This is a genomic window from Chromobacterium sp. FG22, assembly GCF_057809415.1.
On sequence record NZ_JBMDJX010000038.1, the window covers coordinates 1 to 23,836 of the forward strand.

Sequence of the window (23,836 nt, forward strand, 5' to 3'; positions counted from 1 at the left end):
GAGTCCAGGATTGTGATTCCTGTTGTCGTGGGTTCGAGCCCCATCATCCACCCCAAATCTTAAAAAAAACCCGGCCAAACGCCGGGTTTTTTCATTTTAGCGACTCATAAGGTCAGTTTTGGGCCTTGTCTGACAGTTCAAGCTCCGTATAATCGAATACATTTGCATGACACCGCTTGACTGACGACGACACCCACCACCATGACCACCATGCAGCCGATCAAGCGCCAGACGCTCACCAGTGCCGTAACCGAATCCCTGCGCCAGCGCATTCTCTCCGGGGAGTTCGCCGATGGCCAACAACTGCGCCAAGAGGCGCTGTCCAATGAATACGGCGTCAGCCGGGTGCCGGTGCGCGAGGCGCTGCGCCAGCTGGAAGCCGAAGGCCTGATCCAGATCATCGACCACAAGGGCGCGCTGGTGTCCAAGCTGTCGCTGGAAGACGTGCTGGAGCTGCTGGAAATCCGCGCGATGCTGGAAGGTTCGGTGCTCAAAGCCGCCATCCCCTGTCACACCAAGGCCGATCACGATCTGGCCCAGCAAACCCTGCGCGAATTCGAACAAGCGCTGCGCAACAACGACGTGCGCCACTGGGGGGAATTGAACTCCCGCTTCCACCTGGCCTTGTACCGCGCCGCCAAGCGGCCCAACACGCTGGCGCTGATCGAGCAGCTGCACAACAAGACCGACCGCTACACCAGGATGCAGATCCTGTTCACTCGCACCATGGAGCGGGCGCACGAGGAGCACAGCAAGCTGCTGGAACTGTCCCGCCAGGGCAAGGCCGACGAGGCGGCGGAATTCATCCGCTTCCACATCCTGTCCGCCGGCCACGCGCTGGAAGACTATCTGCGCGGACAGAGCCAGCAAGCCGCCCTGAGTTGAGGCCGCTGCGCGTTCAGATTTTTTGAATCTGACGCGCAATTCTTTGCGCTATCAAGCGCGTCGGCGGCGCGCAATAATCCGGCCATGTAAACCGCCGGACGCCAGTCCGGCCCCACAGGGAGACATGGCCATGCAACACCCATTCATCAGCCGGGAAGCGGAAGGCCTGGTCAACGGCCAGGCGGTGTCGGACGGCGCAGGCGTGCGCCTGCTGCGCGTGCTCGGCTCCGATCAGCAAAGGCGGCTGGACCCTTTCCTGATGCTGGACGAATTCCGTTCCGACAATCCCGACGACTACATCGCCGGCTTTCCCAGCCATCCGCACCGCGGCTTCGAAACCATCACCTATATGCTGGCCGGCCGCATGCGCCACCGCGACAATACCGGCCAGGAAGGCCTGCTCGGCCCCGGCGGCGTGCAATGGATGACCGCCGGCCGCGGCATCGTGCATTCCGAACTGCCGGAACAAGAGGATGGCCTGATGCACGGCTTCCAGCTGTGGCTGAACCTGCCGGCGGAGCGCAAGCTGCGCGCGCCGTGGTATCGCGACATCCCCGCCGCCGAGATTCCGTCTGCGCCGGCCCAAGGCGAGGCCCGCCTGATCGCCGGCCACTGGCGCGGCCAGGCCGGCGCGGTGGAACGCGAAGCCACCGAACCGCTGTACCTGGACCTGCGTCTGGACGCCGGCGGCGAAGAGACGCTGGAAATCCCCGCCGGCCACAACGCCTTCCTCTATGTTTATCAGGGTGAGATCGCCGTCGGCGCGCAACAGCGCGGCGTCAAGGCAAGGCAGATGGCGGTACTGGACAACCGCGCCGACAGCGACGGCGTCAGCCTCCGCGCCGCGGCCGACAGCCGCTTGCTGCTGATTGCCGGCAAGCCCCTGGGCGAACCCATCGCGCAATGGGGCCCCTTCGTGATGAATACGCGCGAACAAGTGGAAGAAGCGATAGCCGATTTTCGCGACGGCCGCTTCTGACCCTCAAACCCTAAGCTGGAGCCGCCATGCCGCTGCTTACCCAAACCATCGCCAGCCTGGACCGCGACATCGGCTTTCCGGTGCGCCGGCTGCTACCCACCCGCCAGGCGCGCCGCGTCGGCCCCTTCGTGTTTCTCGATCACATGGGCCCGGCCCGTTTCGCCGCCGAAGGCAGCGCCGGCGATGTGCGGCCGCATCCTCACATCGGCCTGGCCACCGTCACCTATCTGTTCTCCGGCGCGATGATGCATCGCGACAGCCTGGGCACGGTGCAGCGCATCGCGCCCGGCGCGGTCAATCTGATGACCGCCGGCAGCGGCATCACCCACTCCGAGCGGGTGCCGGCCGACATCCGCCAGCAAGGCGTGGCGGTGGAAGGCATGCAGCTGTGGCTGGCGCTGCCGGATGAACTGGAGGAATGCGAGCCGGCCTTCGCCCATTACCCGGCCGAGGACTTGCCGCGCTGGAACCAAGACGGGGTGGAACTGAACCTGCTGATGGGCGAAGGCTGGAGCCGTCGCTCGCCGGTCGCCTATCCGCTGCCGGTGTTCTACGCCAGCGCCGCCATGCCGGCCGGCGCGCGGCTGGCGCTGCCGGAAGGCGTGGACGAACTGGCCGCCTATGTCGCCGCCGGCGAACTGGACGTGGACGGCGCTGTGCTGAACGCCAACGAATTGGGCCTGCTGCAAACCGGCCAGGGCGGCGAACTGATCGCGCGGCGCGACAGCCGGGTGATGCTGCTGGGCGGCACGCCGCCGGCCAGCCCGCGCTATCTGGACTGGAACTTCGTGTCCAGCCGCCGCGAGCGGCTGGCCCAGGCGCGCGCGGACTGGATCGCCCAGCATTTCCCGATGGTGCCGGGCGAGACCGAGTTCATCCCCTTGTGAGAGCGGCCGGCTAAAAACAAAACCCCCGCCAGTTGCCCGGCGGGGGTTTTCGCTTGGATCAAGCGTCTTACTTGCTCTGGATGCCGCCCTTCACCACGGTCGGCGTATTCTCATGCTCGGCGCGGATCAGCGGCGCCTTGCCGGAAGTCACGTCGCTGACCGCCTGCTTCAGGATGCCGGACGGGGTGCTGTTCAGCTTGACCCCGCCGCCGCCCTTGTAGCTCTCGGTAGCGATGTCGGCGGTTTCCACCTTGGAATCGCCCAGGTCCACCTTGCCGTTGGCGGACGACACGGTCGCGCCGGTCAGCTGGGTCTTGCCGCCCACTTGCAGGGTCACGCCGTCGGCGCCGGCGATGCCGGTGACCGTGCCCACCGAGTTGTCGCGCTTGACGCTGACGTCCACGTCGGCCTTCAGCTCGGTGCCCTTGTCCTGGGCGTTCAGCAGCTTGTCCTTCAGCGTATTGCCGCCTTTGCGCGCCAGCGTGTCCAGCGTGCCGGACTTGGCCGGGCCGGAAGTCGGCTGCTCGGGCAGGGTGACGGTTTCGCTGTTGGCGTTGAAGCTCACCGCATTGGTGGTGTCTTCCTTCAGGCCCTTGTTGAAGGCCAGGCTGTCGTACTTCTCCTTCACCTTGTCGGACGCGGCGTTGACCAGCTCGGCGCCCTTCTCTTTCACCTTGTCCTTCAGCGGACCGGCCTTGTCGGCGGCCTGATCGACCAGGCTGGCCTCCTTGCCGTTGGAGCTGTTGACGCCCAGCGCCACGTCCACCTTCACGCTATTGTCGCGATCCTGACGGCTTTCCAGCGCCAGCTTGCCGCCCACCTGGCCAGTGACGGTCTTGCCGCTGACATTGGCGCCGGCCAGGGTGGCGTTGCCTTCGGCGTTCAGTTCCACTTGCTGCTTGGCGGTCACGCTGGCGTTGGCGTTGCTCAGCTTGTCCTGCTGATCCACCTTCACCTCCAGGCCGGCCTTGATGTCGTGCACGTTCTTGGTGCTGTCAGGTTTGATCTGGCCGTTTTCCTTGTCGCTGCTGGCCTTGTTGCCGCCGCCGATATTGCCGGCCACGCTCCAGTTGTTGCGTTGGCTGCTGGACTGCGCCGACTCCAGGCGGATATCGCCCTGGCTGTCCAGCTTGGCGCTGTCGCCCTGCACCTGAGTGCCGCTCAGGCGGATGCCGCCGCTGCCGGCCGCTATGCTGGCTTTGCCGCCGCTGACCACGCTGCCGCCGGTCTGGCTGCGGCTGGACTCGTCGGTGCTGGCGTAATTGCCGCCGGCGCCCACATTGAAGCCCTTGCTCGCCTTCTCCTGGCCATTGCTCTGGCTGCCGCCGGCCTTGAGATCGAAGCCCCACTGGCTGCCGGACTTGTCGGCGCTGGATTCGGCGGCCTTGAACTCCACCTTGTCGCCCTGCAGCGTCACGTCGCCGCGGCTGGCGATCTTATCGCCCTGCAGACCCAGCTTGCCGCCGGCCGTCAAGCTCACGCCGGCATCGGCGTCCACGCCGCCGGTCACGGCGGTGCTGGACTTGGCTTGCTGCTTGTCCACGTTCACCGCCACCGCGCCGCTGCCGCCGACATTCTTGCCGCCGCCCTCGATCGGACTGGTGGTGATGGCCAGATTGGCCTTGCCGCCCACGGTGCGCTGCTCGCTGCTGCTGCTGCTGTTGGCCTGGCTGAAGCTCAGGTCGCCGCCGGCGTTGACGCTGGCCGCGCCCTTGCCGCCGGCGATGGTCACGCCCTGGTAAGCGGCGTTGTTGTCCACGTCCACCTTGACGCCGTTGCCGGCGCGGATGCCGCCGGTGACCGCGGTGGAGCTGGACGAGGCGCTCGTCACCGTGCTGCCGCTGCCGGCCGCCTTGACGTTCACGTCCTCGCCGGTGGTGGTGTAGACGCGCACGCCGACATCGGCCTCGGTCTTGCTGCCGCTCTGGCTCTGGGTATTGGCCGCGGCGCTGAACTGATGGCTGTCCGCCTTAATCTCCACCGTGTTGCCGGCCTGGTACTGGGTGCCTTGATCGCTGAGTCCGGCCTTGGCGTCCACCTTGATATTGCCGCCGTTCAGGCTGCTGGCCTGCGCGGTGCTGGATTGGCGGGTCTCCGAGCCGACGCCGGCCTTGACGCCGACATCCACGCCCAGATTGGCCGCGCCCAGATCGCCGGCGGCGCCTGCCGCGCCGATCACATCGCCCTTGGCCACTTTTTCGCCGGCCGCCACCAGCGGACGGGTCACGCCGCTGTAATCGGCGTTGACGCCCACTTCCACGCCCCAATGACTGCTGTCGGTAGTGGTTTTCTGGCTGCTGTTGGCCGCCTGGTTGTCGATGCGGCCGCCGGCCAGCTTGATGTCGCCATCAGCCTTGACCTGGGCGCCCTGGTTGCGGATGTCGCCGTCGCCGTTGCCGGCCACGATGCTGACCCCGCCCTTGGAGTTGATCGCGCTGACCTGGGCCGCGCTGCTGTCGGACTGGCTGCGGCTGTTCTTCTGGTCCACGCCCAGCGCCACGCCGGTCTTGTCCAGGCCGGCGTCGATATAGAGGCCGCCGCCGGTGACGCTGCTGCTCTTGCTTTCCTTCACCGTATCCTGCGCCGCGTTCAGGCTGACGTTCTGGCCGCTGAGGGCCGCGCCGCCGGCGCCGGCGTTCAGCTTGGAGCCGGTCACCGTCAGATCGCCCTGGGCATTGAGCGCCACCTTGTCGCCGGACAGCGTCGCCGCCTGGTTCTGGGTCGCGTCGCGGTCCACGCTGCTGCTGCTGTGCTCGATGCGCACGCCGCCGCGGTACTGCTTGTCGCCGGTGATTTCGCCGACGCCGCGCAGCGCCAGCTCGGTGTCCTTGCTCTTCACCGTGTCGCGGGTCTGCGACGCCGCCACCTTGATGTCGCCGTTGGCGGCCACGTTCAATTCGCCGCCTGCGCGCACCTGGCTGCCGCTGATCGCCACGTCCTTGGCGGACTGGATGCTCAGATTGGTGTCGGACTTCAGCTCGGCGTTGACCGCCTGCTGCTGGCTGGCGTTGCCCTTGCTGCTGCTCTTGGTGATGTTGAAGGCGGTGCCGCTGCGCTGATCGGTGCGGGTTTGCGATTGGTTGACCACGCTGTCGATGCTGATGTCGCCGTTGCGGCTGATCGCCACCGCGTCCCGCTCGCCGCGGGCGCGGCTGCCGGCGATGGCCACGCTGTCGCCGCGCAGCGTCAGCTTGCCGCCGGCGGTCAGATCGCTGCCGGTGTTGACGGTGTCGGTCTTGCCGTTGTCGCGGTTGCCGCCGCCGCCGATGCCGCCCCAGTACACCTGGTCGTTGCGCTGGCTGTTCTGGCTCGTCGTCTGCTGCACGCCCAGGCCGAGCGCGCCGCCCGCGTCCAGGGAGGCGTCGCGGCCGGCGGCCAGCTTGGCCGCCTTGGCGTCGATGTCGCCGCTGGCGCGGATATCCAGATCGCGGCCGGCGCGCAGCTGGCTTTGCGCCAGGCGTTGCTCGCTGGAAGCATGGTCCCAAGAGCCGGTTTCCAGGCTGGCGCCGTCGTTCTTGCGATTGCCCCTATCGCTGCGGGTATCGGTTTCCGTCACGCCGCTCAGCTTCACGCCGCCGTCGGCCTGCAGGCGGATGTCCTGGCCGGCGCTGACGCTGCCGCCGCGGATGGCGATCTGGCCGCGCGGCTGCGCGCCGTCCACCGCCTGGTTGTCCGCCGCCGTTGCCGCCGCGGTCAGCGTGGCGTCCTGCTCGGCGCGGATGCGCACGCCTTCCTGACGCTGGCTGGTTTCGCTTTGGTCGCGGTTATAGGCCCAGGAGTTTTTCCAGGCGTGATTGCTGTTGCTGGACGCGCTGTCCGCCACTTGGCTGTCCAGCGTCAAATCCTTGCCGCTGAGCGCCACATTGCGGCCATTGATGTCGGTGGCGGCCAAGGTCGCCGCGTCGCCGGCGCTGAGGCTCACATCGTCGCGCGCGCTGATGACGCTGCGCTTGATGCGGGTATCGCTGCCATTGCTGGCGGTATTGCTTTCACCGGTTTTCCAGATAAACCAGCTCTCGTCGTGGCCGCTGTCTTGGGTGGTGGAGGTTTCCGCCCGGCCGCGGCTGTCGATCTGGCGCGCGGCCAGGGCCACCTTGCCTTCGCTGGCGCGGATCTGCGCGCCTTCCAGCGCCAGTTTGCCCTGGCGCGCGTCCACCGACACTTCCTGCGCGCCGTTCAGGCTGCCGCCCACATTGACGCCGGCGCCGTCGGCGGTGCTGATGATATTGATGCGGCCGGCCTGCATCGCGCCCAGGAACACGCTGTCCAGCGAGCCCACGCCTTCCGGCGCCTTATCGCTGCGCAACACCTTGGCGTCCTGACCCTGGTAATCCACCAGGTTGAAACCGGCGCGGACATTGAGTTGCTCGCGCGCGGCGACATTGCCGCGCACATCGATGCGCGGCGCGATCAGGTCCAGCACGTTGACGCCGCTCAGACCGGCGCCGTTGACGCTGAGCGCGTTGCCGTTCATCGCCGCCTGCAAGGAGGCGATGGCGCCGTTTTCGATATTGGCGTTGCCCACCAGCAGCGAAGCGCGCGGCGTGTTGATGAAGCCGCAGCCGCTGCAGGTGATGCCGTTGGGGTTGGCCAGCACATAGTCGGCGGCCTTGCCGAACACTTCCTGCTTGCCCAACAGCAAGGACGGGTTGCGGCTGATCACTTCGTTCAAGATCACGCTGGCTTCGCGCCCGCCCAGCAAGGCGTTGGCGCCCAACTGACCGGCCAGCTGCGATTGGCCGCCGGCGGCGGAGTTGTTGAACACCGCGCCGGGCTTGCCGACGTTGAAATCCTGGTATTGGTTATGCGACAGGCCCGCGGCGCTGGGCGCCACGATATTGACCACCGCCGCGCCGTTGGCGGCGTTGCTCACCTGCGGCTGCGCGCCGTTGCCGCCGGCGACGATGCCGGCCGCCATCGCGGCTTCCACCGCCCAAAACGCCAGAGTCAGCGCCGCGGCCACTTTCCCCGTTACCGATAAGCCGAAATTTATTTTTTTCTTCATGATTTGAGTCCCGTTCATTCAGAGAACAAGCAGATCCGGTCCAAAACCGTCTATCCAAACGCCCCATGTTCCGTGGGCCTCTCCAGCCTGCCAGCCGGATCCGCCCACAATGAAACATACGTTTGATTTCGAATCTACGTCTCTTTTTAAATCAATTCAAATGAAATACTGCCAATATCGCTTAGTCGCTTTCGCAGCTAATTTCTTTCAAAAAATATTCACGATAAAAAATAAATGCCAAAAGCATCACCAGGACAGCGCCAGCTTGGCGAACAGCTGATGGCCTTCCTGCTGCCAGCCGGCGGGCTTGTACAAGGGCCGGCTGTATTCCAGGTCCAGGCTGGCCTTGCGGTAGCTGAAAGCCAGGCCCAGGCTGGCGCCGGCAATGCTCTGCCATTGCTGGACCGAGCGATGCGGCAACACCCGGCCGCCGTCCAAACCAATACGCGGCGTCACGCCGACGCCGGCCAGCTCAAAGCGGCGCGACAAGGTATTGCGCCAGGACCAGGCGGTTTCCCCAGCCAGGGTGTTGCGGCGGAAACCGCGCACCGCGCTGGCGTCGGACACGTCCATCTGCTCGACGCCGGGCAGATAATCGCGGCTGGTCTGGCCGGTCAGCGCGCTATTGAGCTGATACGGTCCGCCGGGCAGACCCAGGCTTTGAAACCAGTTCAGCGAAGCCTTCCACTTGGTGAACTGCGGGTTGGGTCCGTCCGGCGCGCGCGGGTCCGGCGCGCTGGCGCCCAGCCAGCGCGTGCCGCGCTGCACGCCGGCGTCCGCGATCAACACGCCGCCGCTGAGCAATTGCAGCCGGGACAGGCCCAGCTCGGCCACGCTCAGCGTGGGGCTGGTGATCTCGATCTCGCTGTCGAGAAAGTAATTGCGCACCCGTTTATGCGTCAGTTGCGCCGTCAGCGAGGTGGTCTGGTTCTGGCCGCGGCTCACCACCCGGTCCACGCGCAGGCCGCTCTGGGCGGTGCGGCCGGACAAATTCACCGCGTTGTGCTGCAATTGCAGCGGGTTCAGATAATCGGCGCGGCTGGCGAAGGCGCTGAAAGTCCAATAGCCGTAAGGCAGGGAGTAAAACAGCGATTCGCTGCGGCTGTGCCGCACCGCGTTGTCGTTGCTGGTGCGTTGCGCCGACACGCTGACGAAATCGGACAGACCCAGCGGGCTGTCCCAGGACAGGCCCACGCCGGCCTGCACCCGGCCGGTGCTGTCGCGGCCGGTGTTGTCGGCGTTGAAGTTCAAGCGCCAGGGCGCGTCCTTATTGTTGCGCAGGCTCAGAATGGAGCCGCCCACGGTTTCGCCGGGCAGGATGTCCAGCGTCGCCTTGCTGGACGGCAGGCGGTTGGCCTGGTCCAGGCCCTGGTCGGCGTCGTGGATGTTCAGCGGCCGGCCGACCACGCCGGGAAACAAGGTGGCCGGATTGCTGCGCCGGTCGTCGCTGACGATCTTCTCCACCCGCCCTTCGTGCACGCGCAAGGTCAGCACGCCCTGCTCGTCCGGCCCTTCGGCCGCCACGCGCGCGGCGATATAGCCCTTCTTCAGATAGAGCTGGGTCAAGCCGCGGCTGAAGCGGTTCAACTCTTCATTGTTCAGGCAGTCGCTGGCCAGTTCGCCCAGCGAGGCCACTTCCTTGCGGCTCAACAGCTTGATGCCGGCCAGACGCACGCCCTTGACGCGCAGGCAGTCCAGCTCGCTCATATCGGCCGCTTGCGGCCTCCGCATCATATTGCTGTCCGGCTGCATCTGCCGCAGCCGCTGCTGCTGAATGATGGCGTCGAAACGGCGGCTGTTGTCCTGCAACAGGCGCCGCGAATCGTTTTCCATTTGCTGATGCATGCTGCCAGACATGCCGGGCACTTCCGCGGCCTGCGCCGCCACGCCCCAACAAACGATCCCCGCCATCCGCCAGAGCCGAGCTGGAGATGGTTTTTTATATTTAATCATCATCGGATTCGTAACTATTTTTAAATAAAGGAAAACAGAAATTCCATGACGCGTCCAGACTAATGAGAATAATTATCAAATAATGACACTATTACCCAGACTTGATGCCAGCCTTGCGGCCTTAGCGCAACATAAAATTCAATACGAATAAAAAAACCCGGCCAATGGCCGGGCTTTCCGCTTAGTCGTTTGATTCTGAAATATCTTTCAGAAGATCAGAAAAAACTTATTCGAACACAAAGTGGGCGCGCTTGATATTGCACAGCAATTCATAGGCGATGCTGCCGGCGGCGGCGGCCACCTCGTTGACCGACACCGCGTCGCCCCACAGCTCCACCTCGCTGCCGATGCCGGCGGCAGGCAAGTCGCTCAGGTCCACGGTGATCATGTCCATGGACACCCGGCCGATGATGCGCGAACGGCGGCCGTCCACCGCCACCGGGCTGCCGCTGGACGCCAGCCGCGGATAGCCGTCGGCGTACCCGCCGGCGATCAGGCCCACCCGGGTCGGCCGTTCGGTGACAAAGTTGTTGCCGTAGCCGATAGGCTCGCCGGCGGCCAGCTCGCGCACGCCGAAGATGCGGCTGCTCAGCCGCATCACCGGTTTCAGCTCATCGCCCTGCGGGAAGCCCGCCGGCAGCGGGCTGGCGCCGTAAAGCAGGATGCCGGCGCGGCCCCAGTCGCGGCGCGAACGCGGGTGACACAGGATGCCGGCGGAATTGGCCACGCTCTCCTCCCCCGGCAGGCCGGCGGTGGCGGCGTCGAAGCTTTCTATCTGCGCCAGGGTCATCGGCACCGTCGGCTCGTCGGCGCGGGCGAAGTGGGTCATCTTGACGATGCTCTCCGCCTTGCCGCTGGCCTGCAAGCGCTCCCAGGCCGCGCGGTAATGCCGCGGCAAAAAGCCCTCGCGGTGCATGCCGCTGTCCAGCATCAGCCAGACGCGGAACGGCGCGGCCGGCTGGGCCTCTTCCAGCATGCGCAGCTGTTCTTCGCTCTGCACCACCAGCCACAGCCGGTGGCGCTCGACTTCGGCCAGCTCGGCCGCCTCGAACACGCCTTCCAGCAGCAGGATGGGCGCGCTCACGCCGGCGGCGCGCAGGTGCAGCGCCTCCTCAAGACAGGCGACGGCGAAACCGTCGGCGACATCGGCCAGCGCCTGGGCGCAACGCGCCGCGTCGTGGCCGTAGCCGTTGGCCTTCAGCACCGCCAATACCCGCCCGCCGTGCTGGCGCTTGGCCAGCAGATAGTTGTCGCGCAGGTATTGGGTGCGGATGGTGGCGATCAGCGGCCGCATGCTCAGGCGCCCGCCACGGCCGGCCGGGCGGCCGGCACCACCAGGGTTTCGCCCTGTTTGGCGTAGCGCTGCATGGACAGACCGTCCAGGCTGATCTCCGGCTTGGCGCCGGTGATGATGTCGGCCAGCACCTTGCCGGAGCCGGCGCCCATGGTCCAGCCCAGGGTGCCGTGGCCGGTGTTCAGCGACAGATTGGCGAAGCGGGTGCCGCCGACGATGGGCGTGCCGTCCGGCGTCATCGGCCGCAGACCGGTCCAGAAGCTGGCGGCCGGGATGTCGCCGCCGTTCGGGTACAGATCGCCCACCACCATTTCCAGCGTTTCGCGGCGGCGCGGGTTCAGCGACAGATCGTAGCCGGACAACTCGGCCATGCCGCCGACGCGGATGCGGTCGTCGAAGCGGGTGATCGCCACCTTGTAAGTTTCGTCCAGCACCGTGGACACCGGCGCGCCGGCCGGATTGGTGATCGGCACGGTCAGCGAATAGCCCTTGACCGGGTAAACCGGAATATCAATGCCCAGCGTCTTGACCATGTCGCGGGAGAAGCTGCCCATCGCCACCACATAATGGTCGGCGGTCAGCAAATCGTCGCCGACGCGGACGCCGGTGATGCGCTTGCCGTCGCTCTCGATGCCGTCCACGCTTACGCCGAAGCGGAACTCAACGCCCTTGGCGCGCGCCATCTCGGCCAGACGGGCGGTGAACAGATTGCAATCGCCGGTTTCGTCATTGGGCAGTTGCAGGCCGCCGGTCAGCTTGTGCTTGACGCTGGCCAGCGCCGGCTCCACCTCGGCGCAGCCGTCCCGGTCCAGCACTTTGAAATCCACGCCGCACTCCTTGAGCACGGCGATATCCTTGCTGACGCCGTCCACCTGGGCCTGGCTGCGGAACAGCTGCAGCGTGCCGCCCTGGCGCGCCTCGTAGCCGATGCCGGTTTCGGCGCGCAGCTCTTTCATCTTGTCGCGGCTGTATTCGGCCAGACGCATCATCCGGCTCTTGTTCACCGCGTAAGCGTCTTCATTGCAGTTGGCCAGCATCTTGGCGATCCACTGCAGTTGGTACAGGCTGCCGTCCGGCTTCACCGCCAGCGGCGCGTGGCGCTGGAACAGCCATTTGGCCGCCTTCAGCGGAATGCCCGGCGCGGCCCAGGGCGTGGAGTATCCGGGGGAAATCTGGCCGGCGTTGCCGAAACTGGTTTCCAAAGCCACGCCTTCCTGGCGCTCCAGCACCGTCACATCGCAGCCCGCCTTGGCCAGATACCAAGCCGTGGACACGCCCAGAACACCGCCGCCCAGCACGATCACCTTCATTTTCTCTCTCCGTTTGCAGCACTACATGGCTATAGTGATTTTGCGTAGTATATTAATGAAACACTGGGTTTTTTCACCAAAGTAGCGTCAGACTACAGATTTTTAAACTGCAAACTTTCATAGACATAGTGAAAACATGAAGAAAAGTTCAAGCAGCGACAAAGCGCTGGATAAAACCGATCTGAAAATCCTGCGCCTGCTGCAGAAAAACGGCCGCATCTCGATGACGGAACTCTCTGAAAAGGTGGGACTTTCCACCACGCCGTGCACCGAGCGGGTGCGGCGGATGGAGCGCGACGGCATCATCGAAGGCTATTACGCCCGGCTCAATCCGCACGCGATGGGCGCGGCGCTGCTGGTGTTCGTGGAAATCAAGCTGGAAGCCAAATCCGGCAATATCTTCGACGCCTTCCGCCGCGAAATCATGCGCATCCCGGAAATACTCGAATGCCACCTGGTCTCCGGCGAATTCGACTACCTGATCAAGGCCCGCATCCCGGACATGTCGATGTACCGCAAGCTGCTGGGCGACATCCTGCTGCAACTGCCCTCGGCCAAGGAATCCAAAAGCTATGTGGTGATGGAAGAGGTCAAGGAGACCTTGCTTCTGCCGCTGGGAGAATAAATTAGCCGTTTAAAATCACACTCTTGCCTTTGATTTAAATCAAAAAAGGCTTGCATTCCCCTCCCGCCTCAGCCAAACCACAAGCAGCTGTTGCTAGCGTAAAACTACCTAGGCGGGAGATGAGGATGTTCGGCTTCATGAAGGCGGTCGACAAGACCGCGGACGCGGCGCGGCAGGTGCGCCAACTGGAAAGCGTGCTGGACCACGCGGACAATCTGATCATGCTGTGCGACACCAGCCGCGACAACGCGATCTTCTATATGAACAAGACCGCGCGCGACATCCTGAGCCGGCATCGAGAAATGATGAACCAGAAATTCCGCGCCGGCGTCGACGTCAACCACGCCCACGGCCACAGCATCCACCAATTCCACCGCGATCCGGAGTACAACCGCCGCATCCTGGCCGACCTGGCCAGCCGCAAGATAGACCAACATATCGCGATGATTCCGGTGGGCGAAGTCATGTTCAAGACCAAGGTGTTTCCGATCTGGGACTCCGCCCACCCCGATCAACTGCTGTGCTTCATGGCCAGCTTTCAGGACGTCTCCGCCGAAATGCTCGCCCAGCAATTGCAGGACCAGGGCAATCAGCGCCGCGACTTCCTGGAGGTCCGCATCAACGAACTGTCCGAAAACATGCAGGCGATGAGCGCCACCATCCAGAATGTGGCGGTGCAAACCGCCGCCGCCTCCGAATCCTCAGAGCTGATGCTGGGCGAGGCCAAGAAAAGCATGGCCATCGTCAGCGACACCAATCAGGGCATGCAGCAGGTGGGCGCCATGGTGCGCCAGACCGCGGACAGCCTGGTCTCGCTGGGCCAGCGCTCGGAAGCCATCGGCCACATCGTCAACGTGATCAAGGACATCGCCGATCAGACCAATCTCTTAGCCTTGAACGCGGCGATCGAGGCGGCGCGCGCCGGCGAGATGGGCCGCGGCTTCGCCGTGGTGGCGGACGAAGTGCGCAAGCTGGCCGAACGCACCACCAAGGCCACCCAGGAAATCGGCGACATGATCCGCGCGATCCAGGGCGAGGTGCAGCAAAACGTGCGCGCCATCGAACAGGGCCGCGAACAGGTTCAAACCACGGAAAACGACTTCCAGCGCGCCGAGGGCGCCTTGCAAACCATAGTCGGCGAGATCAACACCATGCGCAATTTCGTGGTGGAAATCGCCAACGCCTCGGAAGAACAGGCCGCCACCTCGCAGGATATCGCCGATAAGCTCAGCGACATTACCCGGCAGGACTGAAGCAAAAACGCTTCACAAGCAAAGGATGGGGCGGAATAATGAAACGCTCCACCCTTCGCTTCGAGGCCAGACATGAGCTTAGCGTCCGTCCAGGCGTTTTTCGCCGCCCGTCAGCTGGACATCCCCATCATAGAACTGGAAGTCAGCACCGCCACCGTGGCGGAAGCCGCCGCAGCCCACGACGTGGAGCCCGGCCGCATCGCCAAGACCCTGGCCTTCCGCCTGAACGACGGCCGCGACGTGATCCTGGTGGCGCGCGGCGACGCCCGCATCGACAACCGCAAGTTCAAGGACGCCTTCGGCAAGGGCAAGATGCTGCCGCCGGACGAGGTGGAGGCCATCACCGGCCACCCGGTGGGCGGTGTCTGCCCGTTTGGCCTCGCCACCGATCTGCCCGTTTATCTGGACGTGTCGCTGCAAGCCTACGACGAAGTGCTGCCGGCCGCCGGCGCCGTCCACAGCGCGGTGCGCTTGTCGCCGCAGCAGCTACACCACATCACCCAGGCCGACTGGGTGGATGTGTGTCAGGCTTTTGCCTAAGAGCCTGTTCAAAATCTCGCGAGCAAGGGCGAGACAAGGCGAAAACGAGCGAAAAAGCGGAATGTACACGTGGTACATGAGCATTTTGAGCTTGTTTTCAACGCCGTATCGCCGCAGCACAGCAGATTATGAACAGGTTCTAAGAAGCGGTTTACGCTCCGCCGCGCCTAGTCCCTAGCCGCGCGGCCGAACCGATGCAAAAAGCCGCCGTTTGTCGCCAAACGACGGCTCAAGCTTTCCCGCGGCGGAATCCCCGCCGCCTGCCACGCCAGGCCGGCGCGCTATTGAGACGCCCGCGCATCCCAACCAAGGCGCCGCCACCGTCTTGCCATACGGCGCGGCGACATACAGGCCGAGCAGACGCAGCCAGGAGTCAGCGCTTAGGCGCGGCGGTAGCCGGCTTTCAGGCTGTCAGGGTCAAGGGAAAACAAGGTTCGCGGAACGCGATTCGAATCAATCATGACTTACACCTCCAAGATGGGTTAAGCCTGCTTCCCGCTGCTAAACGGGAGCGGCAGGCACCTGACAGGGTTAGCAGACCGGCATCTTGGAACCGGCAGCCCACGAGGGGCTCCCCGCCAGCGCCTGCCATCTATGCGTGCGCCGACACAAACCAAGCCACGACGAAGTCGCTTGGTCTGCCAAGATGCAAGAAGGGCTGCTAAACCCCTTGTGCCGAGATTGCGACGGCACGCGGGGATTGTTGGCGAGGCCAATGGATAAGTCAAGACGGCGCGATCCGCGCCGCCGGCGTCCGCCATGCCAAGAAAAACGCCCGGCAAGCCGGGCGTTTCACATCCATCCAGACGAAGGCGCTCAGTAGCCCAGCCCCATCGCTGCCTTGACGTCCTGCATGGTGGCGCGCGCCACTTGCTCGGCCTTGGCGTTGCCGGCGGCCACCACTTCCTTGACCAGCTTGGGGTTGCTCAGATACTGCTCGGCGCGTTCAAACATCGGCTGCTGTTCGCGGAGTACGCCGTCTATCACCGGTTGCTTGCAATCCAGGCAACCGATGCCGGCGCTGGTACAGCCCTGCTTCACCCATTCGCGGGTATCGGCGTCGCTGTACACCTGGTGCAGCTGCCATACCGGGCATTTGTCCGGGCTGCCCGGATCGGTGCGGCGCACGCGGGCCGGATCGGTCGGCATCGCCCGCACTTTTTTGGTGACGGTGGCCGGGTCTTCGCGCATGGTGATGGTGTTGCCGTAGGATTTGGACATCTTCTGGCCGTCCAGGCCCGGCATCTTGGACGCCTCGGTCAGCATCGCCTCGCATTCGGCCAGAATGCTCTTGCCCTTGTTCTCCAGCCAGCCAAACAGCCGCTCGCGGTCCGCCGCGCCCAGATTCTGGCTGGCGGCCAGGATTTCGCGCGCGCCGGCCAAGGCTTCGGCGTTGCCGTCTTGCAGATAGGCGGTGCGCAGGCGGTCGAACTCCTTGCCGGTCTTGCCTATCTTCTTCACCGCGGCGCGGGCCAGTTCTTCGAAGTTGGGTTCGCGGCCAAACAGGTTGTTGAAGCGGCGCGCCACTTCGCGGGTCAGTTCGATGTGCGGCACCTGGTCTTCGCCCACCGGCACCAGGCCGGCCTTATAGATCAGGATGTCGGCGGCCTGCAGCAGCGGGTAGCCGAGGAAGCCGTAAGTGCCCAGGTCCTTGGTGGACAGTTTTTCGATCTGGTCCTTGTAGGTGGGCACGCGCTCCAGCCAGGACAGCGGGGTCACCATGGACAGCGCCAGGTGCAGTTCCGCGTGCTGCGGCACTTTGGACTGGATGAAGACGGTGGCCTGTTCCGGGTCCACGCCGGCGGCCAGCCAGTCTATCACCATGTCCCACACGCTCTTGCCGATGATGGAGACGTCGTCGTAATTGGTGGTCAGCGCATGCCAGTCCGCCACCATGAAGTAGCAGTCGTGAGTGCTTTGCAGCTGCACCCAGTTCTTGATCACGCCGTGGTAGTGGCCAAGGTGCAGGCTGCCGGTGGGGCGCATGCCGGAGAGAATGCGGTTGGCGAACATGTTTGAATTCCGTTTCAGAAAATAAGCGCGACCGCGCCGGAAACGAAGTCCGGCGCGTCAGGATTGGGGTGAGCCGGGCGCTTGAGAGTCGGTTTACGATCTGCTGCGCGTCGTGGAGCGTTACACGGGGAGTACGCCTTGTCTCGCTCTAGCTCGCAAGATCGTAAACACACTCTTAGATCAGGGCGCGCACCAGGCCGTACATCAGGCCGTAGAACGGCCGCAAAATGGTGGTCAGCAGGCCGGTGAAGATCAAGGCCAGCAGCACCCACATGCCGTAAGGCTCCAGCTTGGCGTATTTCCAGGCCATGCCGGGCGGCAGAAAGCTCTCCACGATGCGGCCGCCGTCCAGCGGCAGGATGGGCAGCAGATTGAGCAGCATCAGCGAGATATTGATGCCGATGCCGGCCTGGCTCATCAGCGCCAGCGGCTCGCTGTAGCTGGTATCCATGCCGATGGCCAGTTTGAACAGCAGCACCCACATCAGCATCATCAGCAGATTGGAGGCGGGCCCGGCGGCGGCCACCAGCCGGCCGTGCTCGCGCGGCTTGCGCAGCGCGCCGAAGTTGACCGGCACCGGCTTGGCCCAGCCAAAGATGAAGCCACCCAGCGTCACCGACAGCAAGGGCAGCAGCACGGTGCCGATCGGGTCGATGTGCTTGAGCGGGTTCAGCGTCATCCGCCCCATCATATAGGCGGTGCTGTCGCCGAAACGGCGCGCGGCGTAAGCGTGGGCGGCCTCGTGCAGGGTGATGGCGAACAGCACCGGCAGCGCGTAAATGGTGATTTTCTGGATCAGGTTAATGTCGCCCATGATGTCTCTTGTGGGTTGAAAACGGTGTCGGGAGGCAAAAGCGGAGTTTATAGACCAAACGGCGACGGGTCGCCCTTGCCGCGACGCAGCAGCTCCACGCCCTCGGTCATGTCGATCACGGTGGTGGGCTCGGTGCCGCACCAGCCGCCGTCTATCACCGCGTCCACCGCGTGCTCCAGCCGCTCGCGGATTTCATACGGATCGGTCAGCGGTTCCTCGTCGCCGGGCAGCATCAGGGTACAGGACAGGATGGGTTCGCCCAGCTCTTCCAGCAGGGCCAGCGCCACCTTGTGGTCCGGCACCCGCAGCCCGATGGTGGAGCGCTTGGGGTGCAGGGTGCGGCGCGGCACTTCGCGGGTGGCTTGCAGGATGAAGGTGTAGCTGCCGGGGGTGGCGGCCTTCAACATGCGGAACTGGCTGTTGTCCACCTTGGCGTAATTGGCCAGCTCCGACAGATTGTGGCAGACCAGGGTCAGGTGGTGACGCAGGTCCAGCTGGCGGATCTCCAGGATGCGCTCCATCGCCGGCTTGTCGCCCAGCATGCAGCCCAAGGCGTAACAGGAGTCGGTGGGATAGACCACCACCCCGCCCTCGCGCAGGATTTTCACCGCTTCGCGCACCAGCCGCGCTTGCGGATTGTCCGGATGGATCATGAAAAACTGTGCCATGTGGGTCAGCCTTGTGCCGGGTCCGCCGGCCGGATGATGCGCGCGGCCAGCGCGTCCCAGATGGGTTTGCAGATCGGCGGCAGGTCGTCGGTACGGCCGACGTCGCGGCCGCCCTCGCCTGGAGCGTGGAAATCGCTGCCGGCGCTGGAGTACAGTTCGTGGCGGTCCGCCAGCAAGGCGAACTTGTGCATATCGTCCAGGCTGTGGCTGCCGCTGGCCACTTCAATGCCGCGGCCGCCGGTCTGCTTGAAATCGTTGATCAGCCGCTCGATCAGGGTGCGGCCCATATCGTAACGGCCGGGATGGGCGATCACCGCCTCGCCGCCGCCGGCCAGAATCCAGCCCACCGCGTCTTCCAGGCCGGCCCATTCGTGCGCCACGTAGCCGGGCTTGCCCGGCGTCAGGAATTTGCGGAACACGGTGCGCACGTCCTTGACCTGGCCGCTATTGACCAGGAAGCGGGCGAAGTGGGTGCGGCCTATCATTTCCGGGTTGTCGCACAAGGCCATCGCGCCGTCGAACGCGCCCTGAATGCCCACCTTGACCAGTTCGTCCGACATCTGCCGCGCGCGGTTGACGCGCCCGTCGCGGATGGATTGCAGGCCGGCGGCCAAGGTCGGCTGGTCCGGGTCTATGCCCAGGCCGACGATGTGCACGGTGTGCTTGCCCCAGGTAACCGAGACTTCGACGCCGTTGAGGAAGGCCAGGCCCTGGCGCGCCGCCTCGGCCCGCGCCGCGGCCAGGCCGTGGGTGCAGTCGTGGTCGGTCAGCGCCACCAGGGTGGCTTCGCGCTCGGCGGCGCGCGCGATCACCTGCTCCGGCGGCAAAGCGCCGTCGGAGGCGTGGGAGTGGAAATGCAGATCGATGCTGGCCATGCTTATTGTCCGTTGGCGGCGGCCTGGCGCGCGGCTTCGCGCAACTCCCAGGCGGCCAGTTTGGCGCGGTATTCCGTCATCAAGGCGTTATAGCTGTCCCAGATGCACGGGTCGCAGCCGCTGCCGCAGCAAGCGTCGTCCGGCGGGGGCTCGGGCGCTTCCGGCGGCGGGTCGAAGTCGTCGTCGTTCATGCCGCCACGACGCGGATGGAAAAGCCTTCGCCGCTGACCTGCTGGCCGGCGCGGATCTTGCAGGTCTTGCGCAGTTCCTCCTGGCCGTCCACTCGCACATTGCCTTCGGCGATGAAATGTTTGGCGGCGCCGCCGGAATCGCAGACATTGCAGATTTTCAGCAGGTCGCACAAGGCGATGTATTCGCCGCTCAATTCAAAGGTTTCGTTCATTTTTGCACACTCGATTGGGACAGGGCTGTGAGCGGGCTGTGGACAAGAACCGCAGCGCCTTCATTTTTCACGCCTTTTTACTGTCGCTTATTTTTTAATCTATCGCCGACAACTATCCACGCCATGGCAGGACAAGCTTGTGGGCCTGTTGTGGATAATTGCGGCAATTTGCTGAATTTCCAGCGCTTTATTCTTTGCGCTCAAAATTTAGGCAACTCGCCCGGCCAGAGGGCGGCCAACGCCGCCCGCGCCTGGGCCATGCGCCTTTCATGCGCGCCGCTCACCCGCGTCGCGTCAACGCCCGCGTCTTGCAGCGCCTGCCGGTAGAGGCCGAACAGCCAATCGCGCTGGGTCGGGTGGCTGCGCAGCGGGTCCGGCTCCCAGGGGATGTCCGGCTCGGCCAGCAGGGTCAAGGCGTAATCGCCGGGCCGACACAGCGCGAGCAAGCCGGGGCTGCAATGCCCGTGCGCCACTTCGCTCCAGATCTTGCAATTCAAGGCGGTGGTGTCGCACAACAAAACTTGGACGCCGCCGGCCAAGGACTGTTCCGCCGCCAACTGTCCACGCGCCACTTCCTCTATGATTTCCGGCGTGGAGCGGTACGGCCGCGCGGCGAAATAATCGCGCGCGTATTCCGGCACCCAGGCGGCGGCGATGCCCGCCTCGTTCAGCGCCGCCGCCAGCGCGCGCGCCAGCGTGGTCTTGCCGCAGGACTCCGGCCCCACGATGGCGATCTTCAACGGCCGCGCCGCGCCTTCTGACATCCGGCTGCTCTCAAAATACGGAAAAGCGGTCAATTATACGCCGCTTGCCGCGCTATCAACAGCCGGGCCGCTGTTCTCAACAAGCAAAGGGGACAGCCCTGTGCGCCAGCTGTGGACAAGGAAGCTAAGCCCTTGCCGCAAAATGGATTTGACCGTGAAGATCAAAAAATAGGCAGACCGATGGATTACCCACATCCAGCGTGAAAAGCCATGTGGGACAATTGTGGATAAAGCCGCCAAGTCCTTGTTCCGCCAAGCGCATTTTCTTTTGCTTATTTTTTAAGCAAAAATCAGCGCAAACTCAAGACGACGGCATGCGCCGCACGCCGTCCATCGCCGGCCCGGCCCCGTCGCGCCCATTTTCCCGTTTGCCCACACCCAAGGTGCAAAGCCGTGTGGGCGAGTTGTGGACAAGCGCGGCAAAGCCCTGAAAAACCGGCACAAAAAAAGGCCGCTCAAAAAATGAGCAGCCTGGGTCGCGCACGGCGTCTTAATGCGCGCTCATCTCGCCGCGCAAGGGCTTAGCCAATTGCGCCGCCAGTTGCTGTCCGCTGAGACCGGCGGACAGCAGCACGTGCAGCTTGGCCAGCGCCGCTTCCGGCGTCAGGTCCGCCCCGGCCACCGCGCCGGCGCGCGCCAGCGGCTGGCTGGCGGCGTAAGCGCCCACCTCCACCGCGCCGCGCGGCGCCTGGGTGATGTTGAGCACGGCGCCGCCGCGCGCGGTCAGGGCCTTCACCCCGTCCAGCAGCGCCGGATCGGCCGGCGCGTTGCCGCTGCCGTAGCTCATCAGCACCGCCGCGTCCAACATCGGGTCCGCCATCAGGCGGCCGGCCAGCGCCGCGCCCTGCCCCGGGCTCAGGAACAGGCAGGCGATGCTCAGGTCTTCGCGCAGCGCCTTGGGCTGGAATTCGCCCTGCCCCGGCAACCAGGCGGCCTTGTTCCAGTGCGGATGGATGGCGAAGCGGGCCAGCGGTTCGGCGTTGGGCGAGCCGAAGCCGGCGAAATGCTCCACATCCAGCTTGCGGGCGCGGCTGCCGCGCAGCAGCAGGCGGTCGAAGGCGATGACGACTTCGCGCAGCTCAGGCTGGCAGGCCGCCTCCAGCGCGTCGGCGACATTGTTCCAGCCGTCGGAGCGCGGGTGCAGCAGCGGCAGCTGCGCGCCGGTCAGCACCACCGGCTTGCCCAGCCCGCGCAGAGCGAAGGCCAGCACGCCGGCGGTATAGGCCATGGTGTCGGTGCCGTGGATGACGACGAAGCCGTCGTAGTCGCCGTAACGCTCGGCCAGCGCGGCGATGATGCGGTTCCAGTGGCGCGGCTCGATGGCGGAGGAGTCGATCAACTCGTCGAACTCGACCACGTCGAAATCCAGGCCGGGCCGGCGGAAACGCTCCAGCAGGCCGGGCAACAGGCCTGGAGACGGCGCTAGGCCGTCCGGGGTTTCGGTCATGCCTATGGTGCCACCGGTGTACAACACTAAAACGCGGCTCATGCGATCTCCTGCAAACAGTGTCCAATGCCGCGATGGTAGCTCAATTCGCCGCGACCGCGGCAGGACTGTCCACGCGCAGACGCACCGCGTCGTGCCGCCAGTACTCGTAATCGCAGTCCAGCGTCTCGCCGGCGGCGTCTCGATTGACCCGGCGCACCAGCAGAACGGGGCTGCCCTCGGCCAGCATCAGCGCTTGCGCCACGCGGCCTTGCGCCGCCGCCGGCAGGATGTCGAAAGCCGCCGCCGCGTATTCGATGCCGTAATGGCGGCGGTACAAACCGGTCAGCGATTGACTCAAATCCAGCTCCTGGATGTCCGGGAAGCGCTCCGGTCTCAGGAAGTGCTCCACGTATAGCGCCACCCGGCCGTCCAGGCTGCGTTGACGGCAGATTTTCCACAAGGAGCTGAGCGGCGGCACGGCCAGCGCCCGGCACAGCTCGGGCGAGGCCAGCACGGCTTCCACGCTCAAGAGCCGGGTTTCCGCCGCGCGCTGCTGGGCATCGGCCATGCGCTGGAAATGATTGCCGTAAAGCGGCGCGTATTCCAGCCGCGGAAACGCGAGAAACCAGCCGCGCCGTTCTTCGCGGTAGACCCGCCCTTCGGCCTCCAGCACGCCCAAGGCCTCCTTCAAGGTGATGCGGGTGGTGGCGAACAACTCCGCCAGCGCGCGCTCCGACGGCAGGCGGCCGCCCGGCCGCAGCAGGCCGCCGTCGATTTGCTGCAATAAGGCGGCGCGGATGCGCGCGGCCTGGGAAAGCGGTTTCGATTCAGGCATCAGGACTAGTCCAGCAATCAGGTCTCCGCCGGCTTTTTACCAAGAAAAAATGACAAGGAAATGACTGGCCGCCAGCGCCGCCGGCCGGCCTTGCGCCGATTTGTCACCGACATGCAATCAAACTGCCATGCGAGCTAAACCGGAATGTCATCTACACGGAATACCATCAGCATCGCTTTTATTTGACCTAGTCCAAAGGGATGGATGCCATGAATACACCGCTGCGCTGCGCCGTTCTGGGCGCGCTGGCCCTGCTGGCCAACACCGCTTTCGCCGATAATCTGAGCGCGCTGATCCAGGCCGCCAAGAAAGAGGGCGAGCTGAACGTGATCGCCCTGCCCCACGACTGGTGCGGCTACGGCGGCGTGATCGCCGGCTTCAAGGCCAAGTACGGCATCAAGGTGAACGAACTCAATCCGGACGCCGGCTCCGCCGACGAACTGGAGGCGATCAAGGCCAACAAGAGCAATAAGGGCCCGCAGGCGCCGGACGTGATCGACGTGGGCCTGTCCTTCGGCCCGCAAGCCAAGGCCGCCGGCCTGTTGCAGCCGTACAAAGTCTCCAACTGGAAAACCATTCCGGGCAGCGTCAAGGACAAGGACGGCTATTGGTACGGCGATTACTACGGCGTGCTGGCCTTCGAGGTGAACAAGGATCTGGTCGCCAAGACGCCGACCGACTGGAGCGACCTGCTGAAGCCGGAGTACAAGAACGCGGTGGCGCTGGCCGGCGACCCGCGCGCCGCCAACCAGGCGATCCAGGGCGTGTTCGCCGCCGGCCTGTCCCAGTCCAAGGGCAATGTGGCCAAGGCCGCCGACGCCGGCCTCAAGTTTTTCGCGCAGTTGAACAAGAGCGGCAATTTCGTGCCGGTGATCGGCAAGGCGGCTTCGCTGGCCCAGGGCAGCACCCCCATCGTGATCCGCTGGGACTACAACGCGCTGGCCGACCGCGACACCTTGAAGGGCAACCCCAAGGTGGAAGTGGTGGTGCCCAAGAGCGGCGTGGTGGCCGGCGTTTACGCCCAGGGCATCAGCGCTTACGCGCCGCACCCCAACGCCGCCAAGCTGTGGCAGGAATACCTGTTCTCCGACGAAGGCCAACTGGCCTGGCTCAAGGGCTATTGCCACCCCACCCGCTTCAACGATCTGGCCGCGCGCAAGAAAATCCCGCAGGACTTGCTGAGCCGGATGCCGGACGCCGCCGCCTATAAGAAGGCCCTGTTCCCCACGCTGGAACAGCAAGAGGCTTACAAGGCGGTGATCACCAAGCAGTGGGACGGCGTGGTGGGCAGCAACGTCAAGTAA

21 protein-coding genes are annotated in these 23,836 nt (G+C 64.8%); 8 read left to right on the forward strand and 13 right to left on the reverse strand.

Annotated features, from left to right (window positions below; genetic code table 11):
* Nucleotides 1-201: 201 nt before the first annotated feature.
* From ACODSD_RS22755 to ACODSD_RS22765, 3 genes are all read left to right on the forward strand, one after another.
* Complete coding sequence (locus ACODSD_RS22755; RefSeq protein ID WP_107799968.1) at nt 202-885, forward strand: GntR family transcriptional regulator; 684 nt, start codon at nt 202-204, stop codon at nt 883-885.
* A 130-nt stretch (nt 886-1,015) separates the two neighbouring features.
* The gene (locus ACODSD_RS22760; protein WP_488878402.1) at nt 1,016-1,864 is read left to right on the forward strand and encodes a pirin family protein; all 849 of its coding nucleotides are present in this window, start codon (nt 1,016-1,018) and stop codon (nt 1,862-1,864) included.
* A gap of 26 nt (nt 1,865-1,890) precedes the next feature.
* Nucleotides 1,891-2,751: a pirin family protein gene (locus ACODSD_RS22765; protein WP_488878403.1), complete on the forward strand. Its 861-nt coding sequence runs from the start codon at nt 1,891-1,893 to the stop codon at nt 2,749-2,751.
* Between the two features lie 67 nt (nt 2,752-2,818).
* Here ACODSD_RS22765 and ACODSD_RS22770 read toward each other — a convergent pair whose 3' ends face one another.
* From ACODSD_RS22770 to ACODSD_RS22785, 4 genes are all read right to left on the reverse strand, one after another.
* The gene (locus ACODSD_RS22770; RefSeq protein WP_488878404.1) at nt 2,819-7,756 is read right to left on the reverse strand and encodes a hemagglutinin repeat-containing protein; all 4,938 of its coding nucleotides are present in this window, start codon (nt 7,754-7,756) and stop codon (nt 2,819-2,821) included.
* Nucleotides 7,757-8,002: 246 nt separating this feature from the next.
* Entirely contained in the window at nt 8,003-9,667 is a 1,665-nt protein-coding gene (locus ACODSD_RS22775; RefSeq protein ID WP_488878405.1) for a ShlB/FhaC/HecB family hemolysin secretion/activation protein, read from the reverse strand.
* A gap of 268 nt (nt 9,668-9,935) precedes the next feature.
* Complete coding sequence (gene alr / locus ACODSD_RS22780) at nt 9,936-11,003, reverse strand: alanine racemase (protein WP_253315671.1); 1,068 nt, start codon at nt 11,001-11,003, stop codon at nt 9,936-9,938.
* Between the two features lie 2 nt (nt 11,004-11,005).
* Nucleotides 11,006-12,313 (reverse strand): D-amino acid dehydrogenase, encoded by a 1,308-nt coding sequence (locus tag ACODSD_RS22785; protein WP_107799974.1) that lies wholly within the window; start codon nt 12,311-12,313, stop codon nt 11,006-11,008.
* Between the two features lie 136 nt (nt 12,314-12,449).
* Here ACODSD_RS22785 and ACODSD_RS22790 point away from each other — a divergent pair, with 136 nt between their 5' ends.
* The 3 genes from ACODSD_RS22790 (at nt 12,450) to ACODSD_RS22800 (ending at nt 14,731) form a co-directional block, all read left to right on the forward strand.
* Nucleotides 12,450-12,938, forward strand: a complete 489-nt coding sequence (locus ACODSD_RS22790; protein ID WP_081547799.1) for an Lrp/AsnC ligand binding domain-containing protein — start codon at nt 12,450-12,452, stop codon at nt 12,936-12,938.
* 125 nt (nt 12,939-13,063) lie between these two features.
* Nucleotides 13,064-14,191 carry a methyl-accepting chemotaxis protein gene (locus ACODSD_RS22795; RefSeq protein ID WP_107799976.1) on the forward strand — a complete coding sequence of 376 codons (1,128 nt, stop codon included), beginning with the start codon at nt 13,064-13,066 and terminating at the stop codon, nt 14,189-14,191.
* Nucleotides 14,192-14,263: 72 nt separating this feature from the next.
* Entirely contained in the window at nt 14,264-14,731 is a 468-nt protein-coding gene (locus tag ACODSD_RS22800) for a YbaK/EbsC family protein (RefSeq protein WP_486636746.1), read from the forward strand.
* Between the two features lie 816 nt (nt 14,732-15,547).
* Here the strand turns inward: ACODSD_RS22800 and ACODSD_RS22805 are convergent.
* The 7 genes from ACODSD_RS22805 to ACODSD_RS22835 all read right to left on the reverse strand — a co-directional run bounded on the left by ACODSD_RS22805 (nt 15,548) and on the right by ACODSD_RS22835 (nt 20,244).
* On the reverse strand, nt 15,548-16,744 hold the full coding sequence (locus tag ACODSD_RS22805; protein ID WP_488878406.1) for a tryptophan--tRNA ligase: 1,197 nt from the start codon (nt 16,742-16,744) through the stop codon (nt 15,548-15,550).
* A 175-nt stretch (nt 16,745-16,919) separates the two neighbouring features.
* Entirely contained in the window at nt 16,920-17,558 is a 639-nt protein-coding gene (locus tag ACODSD_RS22810) for a site-2 protease family protein (protein ID WP_107799979.1), read from the reverse strand.
* 47 nt (nt 17,559-17,605) lie between these two features.
* Complete coding sequence (locus tag ACODSD_RS22815; protein WP_107799980.1) at nt 17,606-18,226, reverse strand: L-threonylcarbamoyladenylate synthase; 621 nt, start codon at nt 18,224-18,226, stop codon at nt 17,606-17,608.
* A 5-nt stretch (nt 18,227-18,231) separates the two neighbouring features.
* Nucleotides 18,232-19,101, reverse strand: a complete 870-nt coding sequence (locus tag ACODSD_RS22820; protein ID WP_488878407.1) for a 3',5'-nucleoside bisphosphate phosphatase — start codon at nt 19,099-19,101, stop codon at nt 18,232-18,234.
* A gap of 2 nt (nt 19,102-19,103) precedes the next feature.
* Nucleotides 19,104-19,292, reverse strand: a complete 189-nt coding sequence (locus tag ACODSD_RS22825; protein ID WP_019101808.1) for an oxidoreductase-like domain-containing protein — start codon at nt 19,290-19,292, stop codon at nt 19,104-19,106.
* Entirely contained in the window at nt 19,289-19,504 is a 216-nt protein-coding gene (locus tag ACODSD_RS22830; protein ID WP_107799982.1) for an RNA-binding S4 domain-containing protein, read from the reverse strand. Before ACODSD_RS22830 ends, ACODSD_RS22825 begins: the two co-directional genes overlap by 4 nt.
* 200 nt (nt 19,505-19,704) lie before the next feature.
* Nucleotides 19,705-20,244, reverse strand: coding sequence for an AAA family ATPase (locus ACODSD_RS22835; RefSeq protein ID WP_235089661.1), 540 nt, complete (start codon nt 20,242-20,244; stop codon nt 19,705-19,707).
* Between ACODSD_RS22835 and ACODSD_RS22840 the strand changes: the two genes are divergently transcribed.
* Nucleotides 20,231-20,440 (forward strand): hypothetical protein, encoded by a 210-nt coding sequence (locus tag ACODSD_RS22840; RefSeq protein ID WP_227107275.1) that lies wholly within the window; start codon nt 20,231-20,233, stop codon nt 20,438-20,440. The two genes, ACODSD_RS22835 and ACODSD_RS22840, sit on opposite strands and share 14 nt — an antisense overlap.
* A 318-nt stretch (nt 20,441-20,758) precedes the next feature.
* On the opposite strand, the gene ACODSD_RS22845 is transcribed toward ACODSD_RS22840, so the two are convergent.
* On the reverse strand, nt 20,759-21,757 hold the full coding sequence (locus tag ACODSD_RS22845) for an asparaginase (RefSeq protein WP_227107273.1): 999 nt from the start codon (nt 21,755-21,757) through the stop codon (nt 20,759-20,761).
* Nucleotides 21,758-21,797: 40 nt separating this feature from the next.
* Nucleotides 21,798-22,532: a UTRA domain-containing protein gene (locus ACODSD_RS22850; protein WP_488878408.1), complete on the reverse strand. Its 735-nt coding sequence runs from the start codon at nt 22,530-22,532 to the stop codon at nt 21,798-21,800.
* A 209-nt stretch (nt 22,533-22,741) separates the two neighbouring features.
* Here ACODSD_RS22850 and ACODSD_RS22855 point away from each other — a divergent pair, with 209 nt between their 5' ends.
* Nucleotides 22,742-23,836, forward strand: coding sequence for an ABC transporter substrate-binding protein (locus ACODSD_RS22855; protein ID WP_488878409.1), 1,095 nt, complete (start codon nt 22,742-22,744; stop codon nt 23,834-23,836).

Coding starts and splice junctions, on each gene's coding strand:
- ACODSD_RS22855 (WP_488878409.1), top strand. CDS start 22,742: ATGAATACACCGCTGCGCTGCGCCGTTCTGGGCGCGCTGGCCCTGCTG.
- ACODSD_RS22800 (WP_486636746.1), top strand. CDS start 14,264: ATGAGCTTAGCGTCCGTCCAGGCGTTTTTCGCCGCCCGTCAGCTGGAC.
- ACODSD_RS22790 (WP_081547799.1), top strand. CDS start 12,450: ATGAAGAAAAGTTCAAGCAGCGACAAAGCGCTGGATAAAACCGATCTG.
- ACODSD_RS22820 (WP_488878407.1), bottom strand. CDS start 19,101: ATGGCCAGCATCGATCTGCATTTCCACTCCCACGCCTCCGACGGCGCT.
- ACODSD_RS22815 (WP_107799980.1), bottom strand. CDS start 18,226: ATGGCACAGTTTTTCATGATCCATCCGGACAATCCGCAAGCGCGGCTG.
- ACODSD_RS22765 (WP_488878403.1), top strand. CDS start 1,891: ATGCCGCTGCTTACCCAAACCATCGCCAGCCTGGACCGCGACATCGGC.
- ACODSD_RS22810 (WP_107799979.1), bottom strand. CDS start 17,558: ATGGGCGACATTAACCTGATCCAGAAAATCACCATTTACGCGCTGCCG.
- ACODSD_RS22825 (WP_019101808.1), bottom strand. CDS start 19,292: ATGAACGACGACGACTTCGACCCGCCGCCGGAAGCGCCCGAGCCCCCG.
- ACODSD_RS22795 (WP_107799976.1), top strand. CDS start 13,064: ATGTTCGGCTTCATGAAGGCGGTCGACAAGACCGCGGACGCGGCGCGG.
- alr (WP_253315671.1), bottom strand. CDS start 11,003: ATGCGGCCGCTGATCGCCACCATCCGCACCCAATACCTGCGCGACAAC.
- ACODSD_RS22755 (WP_107799968.1), top strand. CDS start 202: ATGACCACCATGCAGCCGATCAAGCGCCAGACGCTCACCAGTGCCGTA.
- ACODSD_RS22840 (WP_227107275.1), top strand. CDS start 20,231: ATGGCGATCTTCAACGGCCGCGCCGCGCCTTCTGACATCCGGCTGCTC.
- ACODSD_RS22845 (WP_227107273.1), bottom strand. CDS start 21,757: ATGAGCCGCGTTTTAGTGTTGTACACCGGTGGCACCATAGGCATGACC.
- ACODSD_RS22785 (WP_107799974.1), bottom strand. CDS start 12,313: ATGAAGGTGATCGTGCTGGGCGGCGGTGTTCTGGGCGTGTCCACGGCT.
- ACODSD_RS22775 (WP_488878405.1), bottom strand. CDS start 9,667: ATGGCGGGGATCGTTTGTTGGGGCGTGGCGGCGCAGGCCGCGGAAGTG.
- ACODSD_RS22760 (WP_488878402.1), top strand. CDS start 1,016: ATGCAACACCCATTCATCAGCCGGGAAGCGGAAGGCCTGGTCAACGGC.
- ACODSD_RS22830 (WP_107799982.1), bottom strand. CDS start 19,504: ATGAACGAAACCTTTGAATTGAGCGGCGAATACATCGCCTTGTGCGAC.
- ACODSD_RS22805 (WP_488878406.1), bottom strand. CDS start 16,744: ATGTTCGCCAACCGCATTCTCTCCGGCATGCGCCCCACCGGCAGCCTG.
- ACODSD_RS22850 (WP_488878408.1), bottom strand. CDS start 22,532: ATGCCTGAATCGAAACCGCTTTCCCAGGCCGCGCGCATCCGCGCCGCC.
- ACODSD_RS22770 (WP_488878404.1), bottom strand. CDS start 7,756: ATGAAGAAAAAAATAAATTTCGGCTTATCGGTAACGGGGAAAGTGGCC.